General features: G+C 46.5%; 23 protein-coding genes and 1 pseudogene. 10 read left to right on the top strand and 14 right to left on the bottom strand.

The features are described 5' to 3' along the window. Positions 1-111 precede the first annotated feature (111 nt). The 4 genes from OK023_RS01590 (at position 112) to OK023_RS01575 (ending at position 8390) form a co-directional block, all read left to right on the top strand. Complete coding sequence (locus OK023_RS01590) at positions 112-984, top strand: phosphorothioated DNA-binding restriction endonuclease (protein WP_317694453.1); 873 nt, start codon at positions 112-114, stop codon at positions 982-984. Positions 985-1336: 352 nt separating this feature from the next. Beyond that, a complete protein-coding gene (locus OK023_RS01585; protein WP_317694452.1) occupies positions 1337-3928 on the top strand; it encodes a type I restriction-modification system subunit M in 2592 nt (863 codons plus the stop codon). Between the two features lies 1 nt (position 3929). After that, on the top strand, positions 3930-5150 hold the full coding sequence (locus tag OK023_RS01580) for a restriction endonuclease subunit S (RefSeq protein ID WP_317694451.1): 1221 nt from the start codon (positions 3930-3932) through the stop codon (positions 5148-5150). A 9-nt stretch (positions 5151-5159) separates the two neighbouring features. Next, entirely contained in the window at positions 5160-8390 is a 3231-nt protein-coding gene (locus OK023_RS01575) for a type I restriction endonuclease subunit R, EcoR124 family (RefSeq protein WP_317694450.1), read from the top strand. A gap of 196 nt (positions 8391-8586) precedes the next feature. Here the strand turns inward: OK023_RS01575 and OK023_RS01570 are convergent. The 7 genes and pseudogenes from OK023_RS01570 to OK023_RS01540 form a co-directional block, all read right to left on the bottom strand. Beyond that, a pseudogene (locus OK023_RS01570) lies at positions 8587-8979 on the bottom strand (Arm DNA-binding domain-containing protein); the annotation flags it as partial. A gap of 566 nt (positions 8980-9545) precedes the next feature. After that, the gene (locus OK023_RS01565) at positions 9546-11879 is read right to left on the bottom strand and encodes a primase-helicase zinc-binding domain-containing protein (RefSeq protein WP_317694449.1); all 2334 of its coding nucleotides are present in this window, start codon (positions 11877-11879) and stop codon (positions 9546-9548) included. Between the two features lie 13 nt (positions 11880-11892). Next, positions 11893-12213, bottom strand: coding sequence for a DUF5375 family protein (locus tag OK023_RS01560; RefSeq protein WP_317694448.1), 321 nt, complete (start codon positions 12211-12213; stop codon positions 11893-11895). Continuing rightward, positions 12210-12437, bottom strand: a complete 228-nt coding sequence (locus tag OK023_RS01555) for a hypothetical protein (RefSeq protein WP_317694447.1) — start codon at positions 12435-12437, stop codon at positions 12210-12212. The genes OK023_RS01560 and OK023_RS01555 overlap by 4 nt, the downstream gene beginning before the upstream one ends. Beyond that, the gene (locus OK023_RS01550) at positions 12434-12985 is read right to left on the bottom strand and encodes a host cell division inhibitor Icd-like protein (protein WP_317694446.1); all 552 of its coding nucleotides are present in this window, start codon (positions 12983-12985) and stop codon (positions 12434-12436) included. The genes OK023_RS01555 and OK023_RS01550 overlap by 4 nt, the downstream gene beginning before the upstream one ends. Further along, a complete protein-coding gene (locus OK023_RS01545; protein ID WP_317694445.1) occupies positions 12982-13248 on the bottom strand; it encodes an AlpA family transcriptional regulator in 267 nt (88 codons plus the stop codon). The genes OK023_RS01550 and OK023_RS01545 overlap by 4 nt, the downstream gene beginning before the upstream one ends. A gap of 516 nt (positions 13249-13764) precedes the next feature. Then, positions 13765-13980 carry a hypothetical protein gene (locus OK023_RS01540; RefSeq protein ID WP_317694444.1) on the bottom strand — a complete coding sequence of 72 codons (216 nt, stop codon included), beginning with the start codon at positions 13978-13980 and terminating at the stop codon, positions 13765-13767. A gap of 173 nt (positions 13981-14153) precedes the next feature. Here OK023_RS01540 and OK023_RS01535 point away from each other — a divergent pair, with 173 nt between their 5' ends. The 6 genes from OK023_RS01535 to OK023_RS01520 all read left to right on the top strand — a co-directional run bounded on the left by OK023_RS01535 (position 14154) and on the right by OK023_RS01520 (position 16305). Continuing rightward, positions 14154-14609 (top strand): hypothetical protein, encoded by a 456-nt coding sequence (locus tag OK023_RS01535; RefSeq protein ID WP_317694443.1) that lies wholly within the window; start codon positions 14154-14156, stop codon positions 14607-14609. 134 nt (positions 14610-14743) lie between these two features. Continuing rightward, positions 14744-15031: a hypothetical protein gene (locus tag OK023_RS01530; RefSeq protein WP_317694442.1), complete on the top strand. Its 288-nt coding sequence runs from the start codon at positions 14744-14746 to the stop codon at positions 15029-15031. Then, on the top strand, positions 15028-15207 hold the full coding sequence (locus tag OK023_RS01525; protein WP_317694441.1) for an ogr/Delta-like zinc finger family protein: 180 nt from the start codon (positions 15028-15030) through the stop codon (positions 15205-15207). The genes OK023_RS01530 and OK023_RS01525 overlap by 4 nt, the downstream gene beginning before the upstream one ends. Positions 15208-15262: 55 nt before the next feature. Further along, entirely contained in the window at positions 15263-15436 is a 174-nt protein-coding gene (locus tag OK023_RS19095; protein ID WP_411569375.1) for an ogr/Delta-like zinc finger family protein, read from the top strand. Then, positions 15433-15693 (top strand): ogr/Delta-like zinc finger family protein, encoded by a 261-nt coding sequence (locus tag OK023_RS19090; RefSeq protein ID WP_411569374.1) that lies wholly within the window; start codon positions 15433-15435, stop codon positions 15691-15693. The genes OK023_RS19095 and OK023_RS19090 overlap by 4 nt, the downstream gene beginning before the upstream one ends. Before the next feature lie 24 nt (positions 15694-15717). Further along, positions 15718-16305, top strand: coding sequence for a phage polarity suppression protein (locus OK023_RS01520; protein WP_317694440.1), 588 nt, complete (start codon positions 15718-15720; stop codon positions 16303-16305). Between the two features lie 198 nt (positions 16306-16503). On the opposite strand, the gene OK023_RS01515 is transcribed toward OK023_RS01520, so the two are convergent. The 7 genes from OK023_RS01515 to OK023_RS01480 all read right to left on the bottom strand — a co-directional run bounded on the left by OK023_RS01515 (position 16504) and on the right by OK023_RS01480 (position 23833). After that, positions 16504-19215, bottom strand: a complete 2712-nt coding sequence (locus tag OK023_RS01515; RefSeq protein WP_317694439.1) for a hypothetical protein — start codon at positions 19213-19215, stop codon at positions 16504-16506. Positions 19216-19304: 89 nt separating this feature from the next. Then, positions 19305-20567, bottom strand: a complete 1263-nt coding sequence (locus OK023_RS01510; RefSeq protein ID WP_317694438.1) for a tyrosine-type recombinase/integrase — start codon at positions 20565-20567, stop codon at positions 19305-19307. 818 nt (positions 20568-21385) lie between these two features. Then, positions 21386-21667: a ribbon-helix-helix domain-containing protein gene (locus OK023_RS01500; protein WP_317694435.1), complete on the bottom strand. Its 282-nt coding sequence runs from the start codon at positions 21665-21667 to the stop codon at positions 21386-21388. Between the two features lie 169 nt (positions 21668-21836). Then, positions 21837-22139 (bottom strand): HigA family addiction module antitoxin, encoded by a 303-nt coding sequence (locus tag OK023_RS01495; RefSeq protein WP_317694434.1) that lies wholly within the window; start codon positions 22137-22139, stop codon positions 21837-21839. Then, positions 22139-22417 carry a type II toxin-antitoxin system RelE/ParE family toxin gene (locus tag OK023_RS01490; protein WP_317694433.1) on the bottom strand — a complete coding sequence of 93 codons (279 nt, stop codon included), beginning with the start codon at positions 22415-22417 and terminating at the stop codon, positions 22139-22141. The genes OK023_RS01495 and OK023_RS01490 overlap by 1 nt, the downstream gene beginning before the upstream one ends. Positions 22418-22530: 113 nt before the next feature. Beyond that, a complete protein-coding gene (locus tag OK023_RS01485) occupies positions 22531-23388 on the bottom strand; it encodes a DUF4942 domain-containing protein (protein WP_317694432.1) in 858 nt (285 codons plus the stop codon). Positions 23389-23464: 76 nt separating this feature from the next. Continuing rightward, positions 23465-23833 carry a type IV toxin-antitoxin system YeeU family antitoxin gene (locus OK023_RS01480; protein WP_317694431.1) on the bottom strand — a complete coding sequence of 123 codons (369 nt, stop codon included), beginning with the start codon at positions 23831-23833 and terminating at the stop codon, positions 23465-23467. Positions 23834-23856 lie beyond the last annotated feature (23 nt).

The raw sequence follows: 23856 nt of genomic DNA, 5'->3' as shown, positions 1-23856 counted from the left end.
CGCTCTTACTGACCACTTACTATTTCAATGGCTTGTGATGCAAGGGAATATTGAATCTCGTCACTTTTGCAAGCATGATCGCAACAATCTATTTCTCACCGGGATAACTGCATGATCACCAGCAAGGCACTGCAAACAGCGATTTCCAACCTGACTGTTTGGCGCAAAGGCGATCAGCGTGCACCACATAAGCCATTGTTACTGTTGTATGTGCTTGCGCAGTATCAAAAGGGCCATGAGAGAATGTTCAATTATGGTGAAGAAATTCATCAGCCACTGCTGGAACTGCTCCATAGTTTTGGCCCACAGCGGCGCGAACATTACCCCACCATGCCGTTCTGGCGCTTACGCAGTGACGGTTTCTGGGAATTACGGAACGCTGAATTTTGCAGCCCACAGAAAGGTAATAAAGAACCACCGAAGCGTGAAATCATCGAACATGGTGTGATGGGTGGTTTCGATGAAGAAAGCTACCAGTTATTACGCAGTAAACCCACGCTGCTAAACAAACTCGCACAGCAAATCCTGAGTGAACACTTCCCCGATAGCCTACAAGAGTTGCTCGCTAACCGTTTAGACTTGCAGCTTAGTGATACACGCAAAATGCGTGATCCGGTGTTCCGCCAAACCATCCTGCGTGCTTACAATTATCAATGCGCTGTTTGTGGTTATAACCTGCGACACGACAGCACGCCAGTTGGTCTTGAAGCTGCACATATCAAGTGGAAGCAATACGGCGGCCCTTGTACCGTAACCAACGGCCTGGCTTTATGCTCATTGCACCATTCGGCCTTCGACATGGGTGTAATTGGGCTTGATGACAGCATGAAACTATTGGTTTCAGAAGGCGTAAACGGCAGTCAAATGGTTGAACGGCTGTTCTGGGATTTCGCAGGACGGGGGATTTTACTGCCAAAAAGTGCAGAACATTATCCACTTGAGCAGTTTGTGGAGTGGCACCGGGGGCAGGTGTTTAAAGCCTGAATCAAATGATACTCACAAAGATATTAATGTAGGAGAAGTCAGATTGATGTCGGTTGACCGAAAAGCGAGAAGAGCCTTACAGTGACTGATTTCCTGACTTGTTGCCAGTAGATTAGTTCACCATAGCAATTCAGTGTCAATACCGCTCGAATTGTTGCCCACCCTGCCAAAGTAAAACTGCCCCCCTGATTGTGGTTACTCAGAAACGTCTGCTTGCGCCTGCTTCTTCAGTTGGCCACTTTTAACTGCATATGGCCGAAGCCTTGCCGCTAGCAAGAAGCTCTTATCAAACGTACAATCAAAACCCTAAAATAGCCCTTTTCGAAAAAGAATTGTTTTAACAGGACTCATAGTGAATAAACAGCAACTTGCGGCAAAAATCTGGGAATCTGCCAACCAGATGCGTTCTAAAATTGAAGCCAACGAATACAAAGATTACATACTCGGCTTTATCTTCTACAAGTACCTCAGCGACCAGCTGGTGCAGTTTGTCACCAAACAGGGTATGACGCCCCAAGACATCAAAGCCCTCAACGAAGAAGACGCTGACATCGTTGAGTACGTGCAAAGCAACTTGGGCTACTTTATTGCCTACGACAATCTGTTTTCTACCTGGATTGATCCAGAATCCGAATTTGATGAATCTAACGTGCGTGATGCGCTCTCAGCCTTTAGCCGTTTGATTTCGCCCACTTACAAAAAACTGTTTGAAGGCATTTTTACCACCTTAGAAACAGGTTTAAGCAAACTGGGTGAAAGTGCTGGCAAACGTACCAAAGCCATCAGCGACTTACTCCACCTGATCAAAAGCATCCCGATGAATAGCAATCAAGGGTATGACGTACTGGGCTACATATACGAATACCTGATTGAAAAATTTGCCGCCAATGCGGGTAAAAAAGCCGGTGAGTTTTACACGCCTCATGAAGTCTCGGTACTGATGTCACACATCATCGCCCATGAGTTAAAACACAAAGATACTATCAAGATTTACGACCCTACCTCCGGCTCCGGTTCGTTGCTGATCAATATCGGTGAGGCGGTTGAGAAATACGCTAAAAACAAAGACAGCATCACCTATTACGCCCAAGAGTTAAAAGCCAACACCTACAACCTCACCCGTATGAACCTCATCATGCGCGGTATCAAAGCCAGTAACATTAAAACCCGTAATGGCGATACCCTGGAAGACGATTGGCCGTATTTTGATGATAGCGATCCTCAAGGCTCATACTACGCCCTGCATGTCGATGCCGTGGTGTCCAACCCGCCTTACTCACAAAACTGGGACCCAAGTTTTAAAGACAGCGACCCACGCTATTCACGTTTTGGCCTAGCACCTAAAACCAAAGCCGATTTTGCTTTTTTGCTGCACGACCTCTATCACCTTAAGCCCGATGGCATTATGGCCATTGTTCTACCCCATGGTGTCTTGTTCCGTGGCGGTGAAGAGGGTCAAATTCGCCAGCAACTCATTGAGCAGAATCATATTGATACTATTATCGGTTTACCGGCCAATATCTTTTTTGGCACCGGCATTCCCACGGTGATTTTGGTACTCAAGCAAAAACGCCAAAACACCGATGTATTGGTGGTCGATGCCTCCAAGCACTTTATGAAAGAAGGCAAAAACAACAAACTGCAAGCCAGTGATATCAAGCGCATTACTGATGCGGTGATTAACCGCGAAAGTATCGACAAGTTCTCGCAGCTGGTGAGCAAACAAACTCTGCGCGACAACGGTTACAACCTCAACATACCGCGCTATGTGGATTCCTCTGCGGCGACACCAAGCTGGGATTTACACGCCACTATGCTCGGTGGCATCCCCAACGGCGAAATTGCCGAGTTAGACAATTTTTGGCAAGCTTTCCCGCAATTGCACGGCACTCTGTTTACGCCTAAATCCTCCGCTTACAGTGAGCTGGCTATTGCCAAACAAGACGTCAACGCCAGTATTAGTGTGCACCCGCAAGTGTTAGCGTTTATCAGCGCCTACAACCAAGCCTTTAATGGCTTTGATGACCAGCTAAATACCCAGTTAATACAAAACTGGCAAAGCGTAAAGCGTAACCAACAAGAGGCGCTATTAAGTACCGAGCTATTTACCCGCTTAGCCCCCATTGCCTTAATAGATAAATACCAAGCTTACCAATTTCTGAACAACCAATGGCAAATCATCAGCGCCGATTTAGAAATGATGCAAACTGAAGGTTTTGCCGCCACCAAACAGGTTGACCCTAACATAGTCACCAAGAAGAAAGACGGCAAAGACACCGAAGTGCAAGAGGGTTGGAAAGGCCACATCCTGCCGTTTGATTTAGTGCAACAAACTTACTTAAGTGATGAGTTACACGCTCTGGCAGCGCAAGAAACTCGCTTGGCAGAAATCGCCAGCACGCTTGAAGAAATTTTAGAATCCCTAAGCGAAGAAGAAAAAGAACAAGATACGGTCAAAGAAAGCAGAGACGGCTTTGCCAATGCCGAAGTAGGCAAGGCCGCCAAGGCCTTGTTGAAAGAACAAAAAGAAAGCAAAGTTAAATTCGCAGAAGAAAGCTATGAAGCTAAAATCATTGCGGCGAGTAAACTTATTGATGAAGAAAAAAACCTGAAAAAAACGGTCAAAGATGCCGCTACAGCCCTGCACTTAACCACCAAAACCACTATCGAAGGGTTAACTGAGAGCCAAGTGAACCACCTGCTGCACCTTAAATGGATTGCGCCATTAAGCAGCGAACTGGCTGCCATGCCAAACGCGGTAATTAGCCAACTCACCACTCAAGTGCAAGCCCTGGCGGATAAATATGCCGTCACCTATTCGCAAGTGGCCAATGAGATAAAAACCACCGAGCAACAACTGGCGCAGATGATGGGCGAACTCACCGGTAATGAGTTTGATTTACGGGGCTTGGCAGAGCTCACCAGCTTATTGAAGGGCGAATAAGATGAGTGTGGATAATAAGGTGCCAGAAATTCGGTTTAAGGGGTTTAGTGGGGAGTGGGTTGAAAATGATCTAGGTGGGCTAATTGATATTAGGTCTGCCGCGCGAGTTCATAAAGAACAATGGACTGAAGCAGGCGTGCCATTTTTTAGAACAAGCGATGTTGTATCTATTTATAAAGGAAAAGAAAACACTAAAGCCTATATCTCTCACGAGGTTTACCAAAGTCTATCTGAGAAAATTGGCACGCTGACAACAGGGGATATACTTATCACGGGTGGTGGCTCGATCGGTATTCCTTACCTAGTGCCGAACGATAACCCTTTATATTTTAAGGATGCTGATTTGCTTTGGCTAAAGAACAATAAAAAGTTCGATGGCTATTTTCTATACGCATTTTTCTTTAGCAAACCTTTCAAAAAACATATTAAAAGTATTTCTCATACAGGAACGATTGCGCATTATACAATTGAACAAGCGAAAGCAACACCGATAAATACGTGCGGCGACGAAGAACAGACCCATATCGGCAACTACTTCCAAAAACTCGACACGCTAATCAACCAGCACCAACAAAAGCATGACAAGCTCATCAACATCAAAAAAGCCATGCTGGAAAAGATGTTCCCCAAACAAGGCGAAACCATACCAGAAATCCGCTTTAAAGGGTTTAGTGGGGATTGGAAAAAATTAACTTTGGGTGATCTTGGTTCTGTCGCCATGAATAAAAGAATTTTTAAGCATCAAACGACCATAGTCGGTGAGATTCCATTCTTTAAAATAGGTACTTTTGGAAAAAAAGCTGATGCTTTTATTAGTAAAGCTTTATTTTATGAATATAAAGAAAAATACCCATACCCAGTTGCGGGAGACCTCCTACTGTCGGCTTCTGGAAGTATTGGTCGCGTTGTTGAATACAAAGGGGAAGAGCAATACTTTCAGGACTCAAATATTATTTGGCTAAAACATGATGGAAAGATAGACAATGCTTTCTTAAAGGTTTTTTATTCTATAGTTAAATGGAGTGGGCTAGAAGGCAGTACTATCAAACGACTTTACAACAAAAACATCTTAGACACCGAAATTAGCACACCTGACAGACAAGAACAAACTGCCATCGGCAACTATTTCCAAAAGCTCGATAGCCTAATCAACCAACACCAACAACAAATCGCCAAACTTAATAACATCAAACTGGCCTGCTTAAGTAAAATGTTTATATAGGGAGTGTTCATGACCACCTTTAAAACCGAAGCGCAATTTGAGCAGGCTTTTATTGAGGTACTCACCAACAAAGGTTGGGAGCCAGAGATACTCAAAAAAAAAACCGAAGCAGATTTACTGCAAAATTGGGCTTCCATTTTGTTTGAAAATAATCGCCAGCGGGATCGCTTAAACGATGTCCCGCTAACCGATACGGAAATGCAGCAAATTATTGAGCAAATCAAAGAGCTTAAAACCCCGCTCAAGCTCAACGGCTTAATTAACGGTAAAACCGTGGCCATTAAGCGTGATAATCCTGCCGATACCTTGCATGTGGGCAAAGAAGTCAGCTTAAAAATATACGATCGCCAAGAAATCGCCGCCGGCCAAAGCCGTTACCAAATTGTGCAACAGCCTAAGTTTGAACGTGGCAGCCCCTTGCGTAACGACAGACGCGGCGATGTGCTATTACTGATCAACGGTATGCCGGTGATCCATGTAGAGCTAAAGCGCAGCGGCATTCCAGTTAGCCAAGCGGTGAACCAAATTGAAAAGTACAGCAAAGAGGGCGTATTTAGCGGCCTGTTTTCGCTCATCCAAGTGTTTGTGGCCATGGAGCCAAACGAGGCCAAATACTTTGCCAACCCTGAGCTAGACGGCAAGTTTAACCGAGACTATCAATTTAACTGGGCCGATTTTAATAATGAACCCATGAACCACTGGAAAGACATCGCCTCTACCCTGCTTTCCATCCCTATGGCACACCAGTTGATTGGTTTTTATACCGTTGCCGACGATACCGACGGCGTGCTTAAGGTCATGCGCAGTTATCAGTATTACGCCGCCAATGCGATATCTGACAAAGTGGCCAAAACCAATTGGCAACAACTGGGTAGCGCTGCCAATAACCCCGATCGCCTCGGTGGCTATGTGTGGCATACCACGGGTTCGGGTAAAACCATGACCAGCTTTAAATCGGCGCAGTTGATCGCACAATCCAAAGATGCCGATAAAGTGATTTTTTTAATGGATCGCATCGAGCTGGGCACCCAGTCGCTCACGGAGTACCGCAATTTTGCTGGCGATGGCGAAGACGTTCAAGCCACCGAAAATACTCATGTACTCATTACCAAATTAAAAAGCAGTGCACCTTCCGATACGTTAATTGTTAGCTCGATTCAAAAAATGAGTAATATTTTTGAAACGGTAGACGATGAAGGCGCGGCCACAAACTCTGCCGATATTGAGAAAATTCGTGCCAAGCGTTTGGTGTTTATTGTCGATGAAGCCCACCGTTCAACCATGAGCAGCGGCAAAGATAACAAGGACGGAATGTTAATTACGGTCAAAAAGACCTTTCCTGCCGCGTTGTTTTTTGGTTTTACCGGTACACCTATCCATGATGAAAACCATGTCAACAATAACACGACCGCCGATGTTTTTGGCAATGAGTTGCATCGCTACAGCATTGCCGATGGTATTCGCGACGGCAATGTTTTGGGCTTTGACCCTTACAAAGTCTGTACCTTTAAAGATAAAGATCTACGCCAGGCCGTCGCCCTTGCACAGGCTAAGGCCGATTCGGTTGCAGATGCAATGTGTACGGCTGCCAAAAAGAAAAAATTTAATTATTTTATGAATGATGTGCCAATGGCTGGCCATAAAGATGCAACAGGTAAGTATATCAAAGGCATAGAGGATTATGTGCCAAAAGAGCAATATCTCACTGAAACCCATCAAGAAAAGGTAGTAGAAGATATTCTGGCTGAGTGGGATGTGCTAAGCCAAGCCAATAAGTTTCACGCTATCTTTGCCACTAGCAGCATTGCCGAGGCTATTGATTATTACCGCCGTTTAAAAGCCGCCAAACCTGAACTTAAAGTATCGGCCCTATTTGACCCGCACATTGATAACGACGGCAGTGGCGACCGAGGCCCCACCTTTAAAGGCGATGGCCTGGACGAAATTATGGCCGACTATAACGCGCGTTATGGCCAGGATTTTGACTTTGCCCGCCACGCGGCCTTTAAAAAAGATTTAGCGGCACGCCTTGCCCATAAAAAACCCTACGAGCGCATTCATACCGAGCCTTCGAAGCAATTAGATTTACTGATTGTAGTGGATCAAATGCTTACTGGCTTTGACTCTAAATGGCTCAATACCTTGTATTTAGACAAGGTGATTAAATACCAAAACATTATTCAAGCGTTCTCGCGCACCAATCGCTTGTTTGGCCCCGACAAACCCCACGGCATTATCCGTTATTACCGCTACCCGCACACCATGGAGCAGCACATTAACGCTGCGGTAAAACTCTATTCCGGCGACAGGCCTATCGGTTTATTTGTTGATAGATTACCCAGCAATATTGCAGCCATGAATGAATTAGTGGCAGACATGACCGAGCTGTTTGTTAGCGCTGGGGTGGATAATTTTGAAAAACTGCCAGACGATATAGAAGCCTGTGCCCAATTCGCCAAATTATTTAACACCTTTAGCCAACACTTGGAAGCGGCTAAAGTGCAAGGTTTGCATTGGGAACAGTCAGTCTATTCCACTACTGAAAATGATGTAGAACATGAAGTAACGCTGGCCATAGACCAACAAACTTACCTGAGCCTGGCCTTGCGCTATAAAGAGTTGGCCGCTAAAGGTGAAGGCGGTGGTGCTGGTGGTGGCGATGTGCCTTTTGATATCAGTGGTTATTTAACTGAAATAGACACCGGCAAAATCGATGCCGACTATATGAACAGCCGCTTTGATAAATATTTAAAAGAGCTGAACAAACACCAAGACTCTGCGAGCATCGAAACCACATTAAATGAGCTGCACAAGTCGTTTGCATCTCTCACCCAAAGCGAGCAAAAGTACGCCAAGCTCTTCTTGCACGACTTGCAGCGCGGCGATGCGCAGTTAGTTGAAGGCCATACTTTTAGAGACTACATCAACACCTACAAAGATAACGCTGAAAATGCGCAATTAAACGCAGTTGTTAATGCTCTTGGTTTAGATAAAGAACTACTCATGGCATTAATGGCCGATAGTGTTAATGATCAAAATATCAACGACTTTGGTCGCTTCGACGCATTAAAAGAAACGGTAGATAAAGCGAAAGCCAAGGCCTATTTTGAAAAGCAAGACGGCGTAACCATACCGCTATTTAAGCTGAATATTCGCATTGATCAGTTTTTAAAGCAGTTTATTTTTGCACAAACGGATGATTTCTTAAGTGACAAAGATGTTGTTGGTGTAGTGATGTAATGGACGTCCCTCAGCGTAAGTCCTGCCGCACTTATGCTGAGTGTTCTTTTTTCAAAGGTACTGCATCATGAACTCGATAAAAAACCAACAGCACCAGCATCACTGCTGACACTGTCGATCTCCTTCAAAAAAACACTCTCAGCTAAGCACGACGCCCAAACTCCCCATGCACCACATTTCCGTCAAACTCTAGGCTAGCGGGGAAGAGATTATCTTCCAGGCTTTTCAGTACGCGCTTGCTGTGCTCTTCCGACCACTTCTTATTGGTAGCGTGCCATTCGATAGCGATCTCTTCAAAAGTACGAGCCTCATTCTGCTCGACCTTATCGGTTTTCTTTTTATCGCTAGGATCGATGCCGTTCGCTATCTGCTTGCGAGCTTCATCACGGCGTGCCCTGGCATCCGCAAGGGAGACATCTGGATAGACACCTAAAGCCAGCATCTTTTGCTTCCCGCCAAAGCGGTACTGCAGACGCCAGTACTTAGAGCCATTCGGGTGAACAAGAAGATGCATGCCATTGCCATCGGTCAGCTTGTACTGCTTCTCCTCAGGCTTGGATGTCCTGACTTTAATATCTGTTAATGCCATGATTATCCCCTCCCCGTTGGTACACGCATTATCGAACCATATCTACCATCATCTGTACCAACATCTGTTGGTAGATGTGGGTTGATGCCGGTTGACACTGAGAGAGCTAATATAGCGGGAAAGGTAGGTAACTACTGGATTTCAGGCATAAAAAAAGACCTCAGTTGAGGTCTATTTACATACTGTTGGTGCGAAGGCCGGACTCAAATCTCAATTTAAAATAATGAAAAATAACAAGTATTAATTAATGTAAATTTATTATGCCCCACTTTATGCCCCCACCATCATTTAATTTGATCTTTTCGCACTCAATTCATTGTTTATAAAGTAAAAAAATAAAATTCGCAGCCTCCGGTTAGGTTCCGTGTATCGGAACCTAACCGGAACATCACTAGCGTCATAAAAAACTTTTTTTACGGAAAACTGTTCATACTGTTCACTGAGTGGTTTTATCTATTTTATTCATGCAGTTACGTCGTGAAGGGTCTGTGAACAGTGAACACTTTACTGTTCATTTTTGATGATTAGCAGATAAAAAAAGACCGGCAAGCGCCGGTCTCGGTAGGTTAGTTCGCGGTGGGGGCATCACATTTTGGCAACCAGTCGGCGTTGCTTTCCTCTTTGAGTGCGAGATTGGTCTGCATCCCCTGATTCGTCCGTCGCTTCTCGTAATTCAGCCCGTACTCTTTCAGCATGGCCGACAGCCCCTTACCGAACATGGTCAGGCTGAGGGTGTTTTTATAGCCGTGGGCCTCCATATAGACCAGATAGGCGTGATACAGGTAGAGCCGTGGCTGACGCGGGATAATGTTGCCGTTCCCCATGTACATCCCATCCGGTTCCGGCAGTGCCTCCAGATAGCCGCAAAAATCAAAGGCCGGGTCAGCATCACGCTTGATGCAAAGCGCCTCATCAGAGTTCTGTTGCGACTGAAGCAGCGTGCGGGCGCTCATCGGGTCGCTGAACCGCTGCATTAACTGGCGCACAATCACGGCCAACTCGCGGGCGATTTTGTCCTTAAGCTGCGGGTCGCGCTCCTCCGGAGCTATCTGCTCGGGGAAATGCAGGATAACCCGGCGACGGGAAACGCCACCACTGCGGTCAGTAAAGCGCATCGGGTTGTTGTTCACCGCCAGAATGACCGCCGGAATGTGTGTGGAATAGGCGTCACGGTATTTTGGGTCAACGGAGACCGCATCCCCGCCAGTGATAGCCTTAAGCCCTGCACCGTCACCGCTCCATTTCTCCTGGTCGGGCAGGCGTATCAGCGAGAAACCAATCAGCGCAGCCCGCTCACGGGGCGACTCCAGCGTTTCAATGCTGGCCGACGTGGCGTTATCTTCCCCAGCCAGCAGGGTCGCAATTTCAGCCAGAATACTTTTCCCGCTGCCGCCGGGGCCGGTCACCTCCAGAAAGAGCTGCCAGTCGTAACGGTTCGCCAGCACCATAAACAGCGCCGCGAGTATCACATCGCGCTTTTCAGCCCGGCCACCGGCGGCACGGTCGAGCCAGCGCCAGAAATTCGGCGCATGGGTTTCTAGCGTTTCGCCTTCCACCGGCGGGGTAAAATCCACATCGCACAGGGTACGCAGCCAGTGCGATTTATGATGTGGGCTGAATATGCCACTGACCGTATCGAGCACACCGTTACGAAAACCAATCAGACGCCGTGCTGGGCTGTCTTGCTGCGGAATAATCAGCTTTAACGTCTCTACCACTGAGGCAATTTTACCGGACGAGAACGGGGCGCGCAGGCGTTGAAAAAGCCCGGCCACATCGCGGGCAAAATCTGAGGGGGGAATAATCTTCCATATTCCCGCCTCATAGCGGGAAAGGAGCTGGCCGTTGGCATCGACGGCCAACGCTTCGCCGTAATGCTCATGCACCCGCATCGCCTTTTCGCTGGCGCTCATGGCGGTGAATTCGGCCTCGCTCATGGTGTCGAACGGGCTGGCGGCGGGTGTCTTGATGGCCTCATGCAACGCCGCGCGGGTAGCCTCCTCACCGTGTTGCATAAAGGCGTCATTCCAGTCACCGAACACTGGCGGCAGCGCGATAATCCCGTTACACGCTTCTGCGGCTGCTATGGCTTTGGTCTGGCCGTTGCCATTGAGGTCACGGTCGGCGGCCAGCACAATCTGACAGCCCGGATACTGACTGCGGGCAAGGCTTGCCAGAGAAAGGAGGTTCACGGAGGAGAGCGCCACCCTTACGGTTTCGCCGGTCAGGTGATGCACGGTGAGCGCCGTGGCATAGCCTTCCGCTATCCACAGACGTTTTCCCGCCTGTTTCTGCCCCTCAATAAGGCGATAGGCGCTTTTGACTTGGCCGCCCTTCAGGGTGCGCTTAAGCCCTTCCGCGTTGATAAGCTGAAGGTTAACCAAAACGTTTTTATCATCATACAACGGTACGACCATATCACCGGCGCAGTAGGTCACGCCGCCGGTTTTGTGTGTGGCCGTCAGCGTCAGGCATTCCCGAGTGGGGAAGCCTTTGCGGGTCAGGTAAGCGTTGCCGGTGGCCGTGCGGGTTTTTGCCATCAGTTTGACCGCCAGTGCGGCGGCGGCTTTCCGGTTGGCCTCGGTTTCTGCCTCGGTCGCGGTCAGCGTTTCCGGTGCGACTGGCGGCAAATGACCGGTGACGGTATTCACCTTGCTGGCGGCCTCTGTCGGGGTCACGCCGAACACCTTCTCAACCAGCTTCAGCCCGTCTCCCGCGCCGCACTGGTTACAGAACCACGTGCCGCGCCCCTCTTTGTCGTCAAAACGAAAACGGTCGGAGCCGCCACACACCGGGCACGCCTGATGACGGTTTTTTACTACCTTGACGCCCAACGCCGGGAGGATCTGCGGCCAATGGCCGCACGCCTGTTTTACGGTTTCTGTTACGTTCATTCTCATTCTGGTTTCTCCCTCAGTGCAGTACCGGCGTTTTAAGGTGGCGGGCGCATAACTCATTCATCACGGCTAGCCCCAGCAACGACAGCGACGGTATGGCCTGAAGGGGGCCAGCTTCGATTAAATCTTCCAGCAAGGCGCAGGCAATCTGGCGGCCTTTCTCCTCGCCATGCTGGCGCAGATAGAAACCTTCCAGTTCACCGGCGATGGCATTTTCCAGCGTGTCGAGGGTGAGTTGTGGGTAGCGGTGCTGGTGAGCGCAGAGGGTCAACCAGGCACAGGCAACGGCGCGGCGATAGAGTGCCACGCGCAGAGCGGCGGGGAGAGACGGTTTCATACGTTGCCCTCCCCGGTGAGCCACTGCTGATTGCAGCGTTCGACCACGCCGTCGAGCTGGGCGGTCATCAGGTAAATCACGGAGGCAAGCTGTAACCGCTGCGCCGGGTTGCGGTGAAGGGTGTTGCTGTCTTGCAACGTCGTCAACTCACTCACAACCTGACCGACATTGCGCAGGTGCTCCAGGCATTCGAGGTCTTTAAGGGTGATGGAGGGCTGTTTCATGGGCGCACCTCCACAACAGGCAAACGCGCGGCAAGGGAGAGGATGTAATCACCGGCAAGGGAGCGGCGTGCATGGCGCTCATTATCAGCCACGGTGCGGAGCATACAGATACGGGGAGTACGTTCGATGCGACGAATGGCCGCAAAGACAAAAATAAACTGCGGGCGAGACAGGGTGAGGGTCGTAGCCATAAGGGCAACCTCCATTGAGTAGCGGTTAATGCCACCACCGGAGTTCCTACGCTCATGGGTGGTGACCCGAACGGGGGTAGGAATACCGGCCTCAATGGATACCGGCCAGCCCGAAGGCTGCCCCGCCCGGGCCACCATTATTTGAACTGGGTTATGGTGAATACACCACAGCCCGAAAAATGGGTGTGCCGGAGCTACGACGTAAAAAAAGACGCATGGCGCGTCTGGTGTCGCCATTGAGTAACACGGGTTCCTACGCCCGGCTGCCGATTTTGCGACAGCGGGAAAACTATAGCCGCAAATCACGAAAGGACGCAAGCCAGAAAAAGGGGCTTTTGGCGAAATGGCGAGTTTCATGCATCGTATCTCCGACCACGTTCAGCGACGCGGTCGGCTATCCATGCCGTGATCTCTGACTGAAGCCATGCCACATTTTTCCCCCCGAGGTTGACCTGAGCCGGGAACGCATCATCTTTGATAAGTTGATAAATCGTGGAGCGTGAAAGTCCACACTGGTGAATGACTTCGGGCAGTCGTAAAAAACGCTCATGGGCAGCGCCAGAAACGGGCATGAGTGGTGCGGCAGGGGCAGAAGGGGAAACAGAAAAATTAGTGTTCATCGGGCTACCTCATCAAGTCCATACAGTACCGGGCGTATCCGTCCGGCTTCGGGTAGCTTTCTATTTTGTGAATATTTTGAGGCAGTGCAACAAGTCATTTTACATCAGCCCACCACCCAACAGGCTATTTTTTGCACAACACACACATTCATTAATCCTCAATAATATTCGACAGTCATTGATAAAGCCGACCAAACTTTTAGTTATATTTTTAATTTTTAATATGAAAAATTAATCTTAAAAAGGCATCAATGAGAAATGAATAATAAATAGACGGTGTGAACAGTAGTGAACAGTAGGTGAATACTTTATTCTCAACTGTTCACTCTTTAACTTACTGTATTACTTATTCTTTTATCTTAAGTGAAGAGTAGTGAATAGTTATCAATAGAAAAACAATCAGAGAAAGGGTTTCCTGAGACCTTTCTCTGGCCAGCCGCTTTTCTAAAAAAGAGAGAATGGGAAAATTGTGGGTAAGAAAGCCTTCCTTGGCCGGATGCGGTCAACAGCACGGTGTTAGCAATTTGTCAGTATGGGATGGCCTGTAGAGAATTGGTTCGCCGCCGGTGTTGCCGAGGCAACGCCAACCGACAATTCCAACTGTCCAAGGCGGAAAACGTCTTTTTCTGCGTCTTGGGGGTTGCGCAGCGCCACCACTATCCCCTCGGCCAACAGGCAGGCGTCACGCTTGCTCAGGGTGATATGTTCGTTATTGAGTTTTAATGTCAGCACGGTATGTCCTCGTTTTGTTTGGAATGGGTCTTAAACAACCCCCTCAGATTACCTGACTGAAAAAGAGATGTTAGGCGCTGCCGTTGTGCCTTATCCCAGACTTCCGCCCCCAATGGTGTTGTTGTTTGACGCGTCACATAATTTATTCACTCCAACACAGCGAGATTGATGAGATGAATAACACCGTGAATACCAATAACGCTTTTCACAGCATTACGCAGTACATGAAAAACACCGCACCCGAGCAGATAGATGCCGAGTCATTGATTGCCTTGGTGGTCAACGCGATGAGCATCGGTACAAAACGAAAACCAGACCCGACGCAGGATAAAACGCTGTCTGACGCTATTCAGGTCTTCTTGGCGGCCAAGGCAAAACACCTGTCGGATAGCGAAGAAATGGAAAGCATTCTTGCGGCCATTGAAAACTGCCAGCAACAGAAGCAGGCTGCACAGGAAGAAGGCCAGAAAGCCGAGGGGGATTGGCGTTCCCGCTTCCGCCAGCTTCGCGGTGCCATCACCGACGACATGAAACAGCAGCATATCCAGCGTATCGCCCAACGTGAGTTGGCCGTAGAGCTTGACGGGCTGCTGCTGAGCTGGCACTTCATAAAGACCGCAAAGAGCTAGAATGTTCCACCTCTGCCAATAAGTTACGCCTTGCGCATAAAGATGCTCTGGTTATTTATGCCCAATGCGAGTTTATCCGCGCACTGCCATCATTACTGGGTTTTGCTCGTGCGTTTAAATTAAAACGTCATGCGTTGGAGCTGGAGCAATATTTCTCTACGCAAAATGGGCTATTCAGTGAATACGAAAGGGACATAGAGAAAGATATTTTTAAAGAGGTGAATGACTACCTTAAGCAATTTGCAGATGCTTATCCCATGAGTGCTGATAACGCCCCTGAACTGGCTGAAATAGGGATTAATACCCCCTCATTAAACTATGTCAATGAACGATTCCTGTCTTCACCCGCCGCACGCAATAATAAATTTAACGAGCTGAAAGCACGAGAAGAGACATTAAAACAGCAAGGGGTTTTGTCATGATTAATTGTCCATTATGTCACAGCACGGCGCAAACCCGCGCCACACGCTACCTGACCGATGGCAGCAAGGAGATGGATATTCAATGCCAGAATATCGAATGCTCCGCGACCTACCGGACAAAAGAGACCGTTTGTCGGGTTATTCGTGAACCGATTCCCCCACAGATGCAGCACTAACGACCCGGAACGGGAGGGCCACCTCCCGCACCTGCACACACCCAAGGGGAGCCCCATGTTTATTTGCCCTTCCTGTAAAAGCAACGTGAATATTAAAACCAGCCGGACGCTGACGGAGAATATCAAAGAGAAATATTATTATTGCCATAATAAATCTTGCTCAATGGGATTTAAAACGTTTGAAGGGCTGGAGACCTTTATTCGTATCCCTGAGAGAAAAGCATCATGAAAATCATGTATCCCTGCCCGGCCTGTCATCATAAAGTGAAAACCCGCTCCTCACGTATTTTGTCAGACTATGTGAAAGAGCGATATTATCGCTGTCATAATACAGCCTGCTTATGCGCATTCAAAACCTATGAATGTTTTGAGCATTTCATTACGAAAACCGTAGACCCGCATATTAAGCCTGTTGCAGATATTCAGGGGCCTGTAAAACCACAATCCACACAGTCAACGCAACGTTATTCGATGCGTCTGGAATAACCCCTATTTAACGGAGCTGAAATAATGTCATCCTCTCAACTACAAAGTGCTTACGATAAATACCGCACCACGGAAACCGCCTGGAAACACAGAAAAGAACAGCGCGAGGAAGCACAGAACCAACTGGCGCAGCAGCTTGAAAACGGCCCACCCTATGACGAGGCACAGCTCCGCTACCTGCGTGAGTTTATCGACGTCAATCAATGGGAGATTACCCTCTCTGCTGGCAGCGTCTTGCGTGCTCATGACAGCGTTCAACGCATCAGTGTAAGGAAACAGCTTAATACGTTTATGCAACAGAATGGGGAGGCGCTGACAAGTGCATTAGCCCCGGTACTGATGAAACTCGGGCACAGTTCTGGCGAAAAGCGTCACGAGGTGATGCGTGACGCATTGGGATATATTCAGGAAGCGTTATTGGTCTATCTGGTGGCGCATCCAGAAATCCACTACGTGGCCGAGGACAGCGACATTCTGACCGCTATCGGGCTGTATCCAGATACCTCCGCGATGAATGATACCCGACGATTTTACACCCCTGCGCAGTCCCATACTTATGCACAAAGAAAAGCGGCTCTGGAACGTGAAAAACCGGCATTAAATCCGCAATAAATTCACCATAATTAACGCAATAAAACCGTGCATGAACGTGCATGATTTTGCCTGTTTATTATGACTATTTTTTCTTCCCGCCGTGTCAGTGCTGGCGCGGCGTTGGTGTCTTCATGCACCTGCATTAAAAGCGGCCTATGAAGCGGGCAGGCGTGGCGGGGATAGCATTGCGCGCCAATAGGTTTAATACGAAATAAATTATTCAGGTGGATAGCGCCAGAAATCATCAAAATAATCATCCTCCTCAACTGTGTAACCTTCAAGTTTCTCTGTTCGTTCATATTGCAATATTAATGAAAGAAGGTTAGAACGAGCCCTAATCGGCCTATGAGACACCATCTCTTTGAAAATCTTCAGTGCAGTGTTTACTTCCCCATAATATCTATAATAATCTTCAACGAGACCGCTAAAGTCACAAGCCTGAGCATACAAACATAATGTACCACTCCACCAATCTTTATTAAGCAGTGGTAATATGTCTCTCCCGCGATTTTCTTTTAGTTCTAATGCAGCGAGATGTTCCTGGAAACGTAAATGACCAAATGAGTAATGTTTAGTTAAAGGATCTAAATGTAGAATATTACACGGATTAATCAACTCCTCTACTAACAATAAACATACATCCTCAGGATATCCGAATGTTGTGTCATATGCCAAATATGTGACCATTGATTCAATACTATCAGAACGTTTATTTCTACTGTGCAAGTGATAAGCTAGTTTCATAGCCGCCTTTTCAAGTTGCATACTGTCCGAGCGACTACGCTTAATGGTTTTGTAATTATCATACTCCCCGCACAGAAGCTTAAGCCTTCTAGTAAATATCTCCATCTCTGTTGAGGGTGTATCAATACCTCTTTTTTTCAATATACAAAGAAGGGTAGCTAACAATGGAGTTTTAACTATTTCCTTCAAATCACCACAATCAATATCAATAATAAGCCCTTGGGCTTCTTCGACATCCTCGGCAAACCATGACCTAATAAAATAATACAATTGCTCAGTAGTGAATGGCAATAATGTCACACCTAAGAAATTTATTTTCGAAATGAAGCTAACGCAGTCTCGACTGGAGACAATCAATTGGATTGAGGGATATTTCCCTTTGAATTCATTTATGGAATCCAAAATGAACGGGACTTTATTATATGCTTCATCCAACCCATCAATAACCAACCTCAAAGAATTTGCATCACGAAGCGCAATTTCAAGATCATTCATACTTTCTTCAGTATCATCGATATTCTTCGAAAGCAAAATTAACGACAAGACCTGTTTGTAACTAAATGCAGATTCTGCTTCAACCGAAAAATAAACACTTTTTTTATTTATTAGCCTGTTTAATGGAAGATATATTACGTTATTTAATCCCTTATTTATTATGTCTTCGACATACATTTGAAGTGTTGTTGTTTTTCCCGCTCCAGCCCCACCATAGACTGCTATGTCATGGCCAGTATCAAAAAGCGTAAAAGGAGAAATTGAAATTCCGTCTTTCATAGCTATTGTTGATGAAGTGAAATTAACAATACTATTAGTTTCAACTGAAAGCTCCTGAAGTATTTCTAGTACAATAAGAACTTTTTGGGTGCTCGCTAAGAAAGCTTTTAAATATTCCTTGTTTTCTTCAAATCTACCATCATTAATTTTACGCACACCTTCAGCATAAAAATCACAGTGAGACCTCAACCAGTTTTCAATACCAACAGTATTAAACTGATACTCATAAAGTGGATACGAAATGTATTGAGACTCTAATTCTTTATAAGAATAGACTTGGGAAGATAGTGATGCAAGTGTTGATAAATAATCCGTGAAGTTTATTTTATACCCAACTGGCAATTTTTTATTACTGGAGTATGATTTCAACACATCGTTATAATCATTATATATATTTAAATAGTCTTGTGTTTTACTCGCATCACCAATTATAGGCCACCAAATATTCATTACATTCCTGATAACTCCGTCATCTTCGAAATTATCACTCTGATTTTTGAAGGTGTTAAATTCTGACCTAATACTTGCAAGAGTATTTTCAAGTAACGATATTTCAAGTCTTGCTGCGATGATCTTCTCGTAATGTTTTTTGTTATTTTCTTCGAGATGACTCTTCAGCTGTGTCTCGAACTGCATTTCGACATACTGAATTTCATTAAGCAATGGAGTAAATCCGAGGTGACGCTCCAAATCAACTAAATATTTTTTCTTAAGAACTTCCCAACCCTCACGATTGAGAGACATTTTAGATGACGATATTTTTATATTTGACTTTAAGAGATGATGACTATCTATACTCCCCATAAAAAAAGCCAAATCATTATAACAATTTATTTTCTCTATTGAATAATCCATGTTTAACGCTTTCATTAATTCAAGATTTTGCAATTGAAAAGTATCCTGAACCAATATTTTTCGTTCCAACCCCATAATTGAGTTTAATAGAGAAGGATTATTATCCTTTATTAACTCTAATAAATATGGGCCATCAAGCAACTTAACTTCATTTTTCATCCCCGTCAAATGAGAATGAATTTCCCCTAATAATCTTGACCCTACTTTATATGGTGTAGCTAAAATTACGCTATCAGGCTTTTTACTTTTCCCATTGTGTAATGGTATTTCTTTGAGGTAACACTGTTGCAATTGAAATATCAAATTCCCGATAATATTTTTATCACCCGTAGCTTTTCCATTACCTATTTTCTTAGTTTGCACAACACTAATATGATCACCTAAAGGGGCTTTTGTATAAGCAATAATATCCTTACCACCTTCATATGCCCCGCCGTGAAAATCAACGCGATAACAGCCCATTGATTCGAATAGAGGTTTGATTACTCGCTGTGATAGATCATCTTCCTTCAAAGATTGCAAAGCATGCAAATAAACATCATTGTTAGTATCCATTACATTGTCCTTGAATATATGGAAAACGCGATTTTTTAGAGTATTAAAGATTAATGAAACACAATAACAGAAAAACAAGCTCTATACATTCAAACCTTATACCTTCTAGCAAATTCGAAAGGTGTTAGATGGCACGTATTATTATAAGATAAATAATCTGCCCACCATTGCACCATTAATCTTCTTTCCTCTAAATGTTCAGAGGTATGGATATACGCTGCCCTGACATTGTTTCTTTCAGAATGACTCAATTGACGCTCTATCGCATCATCGCTCCATAATCCTGACTCACCTAAAGCACCACGCGCCATAGTTCTAAATCCATGCCCGCAGACTTCGGTTTTTGTATCATATCCCATTGTACGTAAAGCACTATTTATCGTGTTTTCACTCATGACCTTAGTGGCGTCGTGATCCCCCGGAAAGAGTAATTCTTTATCACCACTTATCTGCTTTAATTGTTCAAGCAAAGCCACTGCCTGACGGCTGAGCGGGACGATATGCTCTTCTTTCATCTTCATGCCACGGTACGAGTAACGCACGCCTTTTATTTCTTCTCGCTTTGCAGGTATACACCACTGAGACTTATCGAAGTCGAATTCATCCCAGCGTGCAAAACGCAACTCACTAGAACGAACAAAGGTAAGCAATGAAAGTTCAACCGCAATTCGCGTCATCATCCGACCGCGAAAAGCCAAAAGCCGCGCGAGAAATTCAGGGAAACGGCTGGGGGGCAATGCCGGATAGTGTCGCGCTTTGGTTGATGATAACGCTCCCGCCATATCACTGGCTGGATTTGAATCGATGTAATCGTTCTGAACGGCATAACGCATTATAGCCGTCACGCGCTGTTGCAGGCGCTGCGCGACATCATGCTTACCGCTGGCATCAACTTTTTTAATCGGGGCTAAAAGGTGGCTGGTTTTGAGCTGGCGAATATCAGACGAGCCGAGATGAGGAAAGATATAAAGCTCAAGATAACGGAGAACGCGCGATCGATGGTCTTCACTCCATCGCTTGTTGCTGGCATGCCATTCGCGAGCGATGGTTTCGAAAGTATATGATCCAGCATTCTCGGCCTGAGCTTCCTTCTTGTCGACTTTTGGGTCGATACCCTGCACTAACAGCTTTTTGGCTTCATCCCGTTTCGCCCTTGCTTCTGCAAGCGTCACGGTCGGCCAGACACCAAATGCTAGCCGATCCTCTTTTTTATCGGAGGGACGTCTGTATTTCATTCGCCAATATTTAAAGCCTTTTGCAGAAACCTCGAGATACAAACCGCCACCATCGGCCAATTTGTAGGTTTTGTCTTTAGGCTTGGCGGTCTCGACCTGTCTGGCGTTGAGCTTCATTTGGGGGCACATTTCTAATCGAAGTTGAATGCCCCTAATTATGCCCCCAGTGGTAACCGGATTGCAACGGATGTGCTCGGACTCTTTAGGACAAAAAAAGCCTTTCGGCTTTCTTTTTAGTAACCTATGGACTGTTACGGACGTTCTCGAACTACTTAATGGTGCGAAGGCCGGACTCGCACGTATGAAATAAACCTATGATTTATATTAAGTAAAATTTAAAAAAATTACATTATACCAACACCGATACCAACACGCGCAATCATTGGATTTTTGGGACTCGAAGCGGGACAGAGTTGGCGGTTAAGATACCCATAACTGACCATCGCATCCACATCTAGACTTCAAGCGCGTTTAATGCCGTTTGCGGAAACAAGCATAAGCCTCTTCCCTCGAAACGTGGATTTTACTGAACACCACTGGCGTAACGTACTGCCGATAACTCTTCTTATAAACGGGATTACTCACTCAACGATGTAATGATCTTTCTCTACAATTGCGACAAACTCGATCCCAAGCTAGTAAACAACGTCAGGGAATAACTTCACCGATTGTCTAGCGTATGCCAAACACGTAAGATGTAGAGCACGTTCACTCTGAGTTCGTAGTGCATTTCATGATTACCGACGATCAATCGACGCACTTCCCGTAATTAATACCTTGCCAGTGCTGGTCCCATCCGTGAATGCGTCAGCAGGTTAACGGGGCAAGCACCAGTGATTAAAGCACCTGTGCTGCTGCTTCTGGATTGACGTTGGCAATAAATTCGCGCAACCACTCTAAATCCTGCAACGCATGATCTGACCAAACAACCTGCATTACTTTTGCCATGACTGCGGTACAGGAAGCAGCATGCTAATGTTCAGGCTATTCACCCATCTCAATACATCGGCCTGTTCCACCACTCTGCCCGCATCCACATCTGCCAGGCCTTCCAGGATCATTTGGTGACGCTTCTCTTCCTGTTCAATGAACGCAGCCAAGGCTTGTTTGACGATCCAGCCACAGGAGCGCTCATAATTTGCAGCCAGTTCATCGAGCTTTTCTGCCATTTCAACAGGAACATGGACAGTGATAATGCGTGTGGGTGATTGTCCCATGAGCACCTCCTAGTGATTAAAACTAAATCACAATCAATCAGTAAGAGACAATGCTGACATCAGGAAATCTCTGCCAACTTCCCAAACCTTCTTAGTTCATGTTTGGCTACGATCGCATTGAACCAGTCAATCAATGCCGTTTTTCTGAATACGATATGTGGGCATCCGTCTAGATGTGCGATAACTGAACAGGTTTGAATAGTGGTGTCAGTTTGGAAACATCTACATTCTTTTCGGCTTTATCTAGGCTATAGGCCTCTTGCAGCTTGAGCCACAGTCGTGGAGAACTGCCCAGCACTGCCGAAAGTTTGACAGCCATTTCCGGGCTCACTGCTGCCTTACACGAAACTAGCCGTTGTGCCGTAGAGGGGGCAACATTGAGTGCCCGAGCAAGCTCGCGGATACCCAGATTGAGTTCATCCAGAGCATCTGCAATGATCTCACCTGGGTGAGGGGGATTGTGCATCTTCATCAGTGATAGTCCTCATAATTGACAATATACGCGTCACCTTCAATAAATTCGAAGGTAACACGCCAGTTTCCTGACACCGTAATGGCCCATTGTCCTTGCCTATCTCCCGTTAAGGGATGTAACCGGTATCCTGGAAGATTCATTTCACCAATGTCTTCAGCTTCATTAAGAACAGCAAGACGTTGACGAAGTTTGTTAACATGTTGGGTATTGATCCCAGATTGAATGCCTTTTTCAAAAAATTGACGCAATCCCTTGTGCTTGAAACTTTTAATCATGATCTTTTGTTCCTTGTTGCGCCACAAGAAACAGTATAGTGAGGTACTCCCTGTTGCGCAACAGTATTATCTCCCTAAATATCCTCGAGCATCTTCCGACTTCATAACCTTACTTATACCCGTTCCGGCAATACGTCTGGGTAATGCTTGGCGATGATATCGTTCATCTTGTCCATCAACTTAGGCTTTCTAAATGTCAGATGTGCTGACCCCTTCATGAAATACTTGATTGAAAAATACTCATCCTCATAAACCTCCGCCTTAAGCCGATGGGCACTGATATGATCATACAGCCGAGCGGTGAGATCGCTACGGTTATCCGGTATCGCCTTACCCTCCAGCAGGAACAACATCCTTTCCAGATCCGCCAACTGATCCCGCCTATAGTTGTGGTTCAACGTAAATCCCCATTGGTTGTAACTCACCAGACCGTTGACGATCACCTTCTTGCCAAATTTGCAGGGATGGTTGCTTTTGTAATCCCATGAGAGCGACTTGAAGACGTTGATCACCCCTCGCTCGAAAACCTCATTTTTGCTCTGATGCAGTTGCTCAAAGGTACTGAGTATGTTGGCTTCGCTGACAGCAGGAATAGTCTCTCCCTCCAGGTTTCTGTACCACTGGTCACGAGCCTGAGCGTCCATCAAGCTCAGCATACCGGAGCGCTTCATCAGATCCCGCCATATGTCGCGATCAAGATTGCGGGTGATCACCGGCATGGCCGTTTCTGCTTTCTCCATCAGCCAGCAGCCACAGCGAAAGTCTTGCTTCATTGCCCAGTCTCTTGCCACTCCGCCGCCAATACTGCTGGTGATGGCCGAGATATCCTCGAGCTGGTGGATAATGGCTTCAATCTGCGCCAGCACGGCATTACGACCAGTAACGATACGTTCAATGCTGGTGGAACAAATCACTTCGGTGTGATCGGTTAAAACTTCAGGTTCAATGACAGTATTCAATGTGGTTGGCATCGCTGAGTTCCTTAGAAAAAAATGCCCGCGTTATCGCAGGCAGGGTTAAAGGTTGGGGAGTGTGAGTGCTTACGGCTTATGCCGGGTTGGGCGGTGTTGTCTGATAAACAGCGATATAGAGATGGCCAAAGCTACCTAACGTATTGGCATCGCAGGTAAAACCGGCGTGCTGCACGGTGACGCAATGCTGACGGCGTTGATCGAGTTCGCCAGACCGCAGACAGGCCTCCAACTGTTCGATCAACACCGGGAAAGCGGCATCCAGCCTTTTAAGAGCATCAGGGGAGAACGTACCGACAAAACCGGCACGGTCGGCCAGAAAATGCAGGTGATTACCCTGCTGGACCAACCGGGCTCCCAGGCGGGGCGTGATATCTCGTTGCAATCCCCAGACAGGCGACGGAGTGCTGTCGTTGCTGGTAGCATTGGATTGGGTTTCCTTCATCGTCAAAATTCCTTGAACTTGAA

The sequence above is a fragment of the Serratia sp. UGAL515B_01 genome, assembly GCF_033095805.1.
Taxonomy (GTDB): domain Bacteria; phylum Pseudomonadota; class Gammaproteobacteria; order Enterobacterales; family Enterobacteriaceae; genus Chania.
Note: the sequence above shows the minus strand (reverse complement) of the source record. Positions and strands in the feature narration are given on the sequence as shown.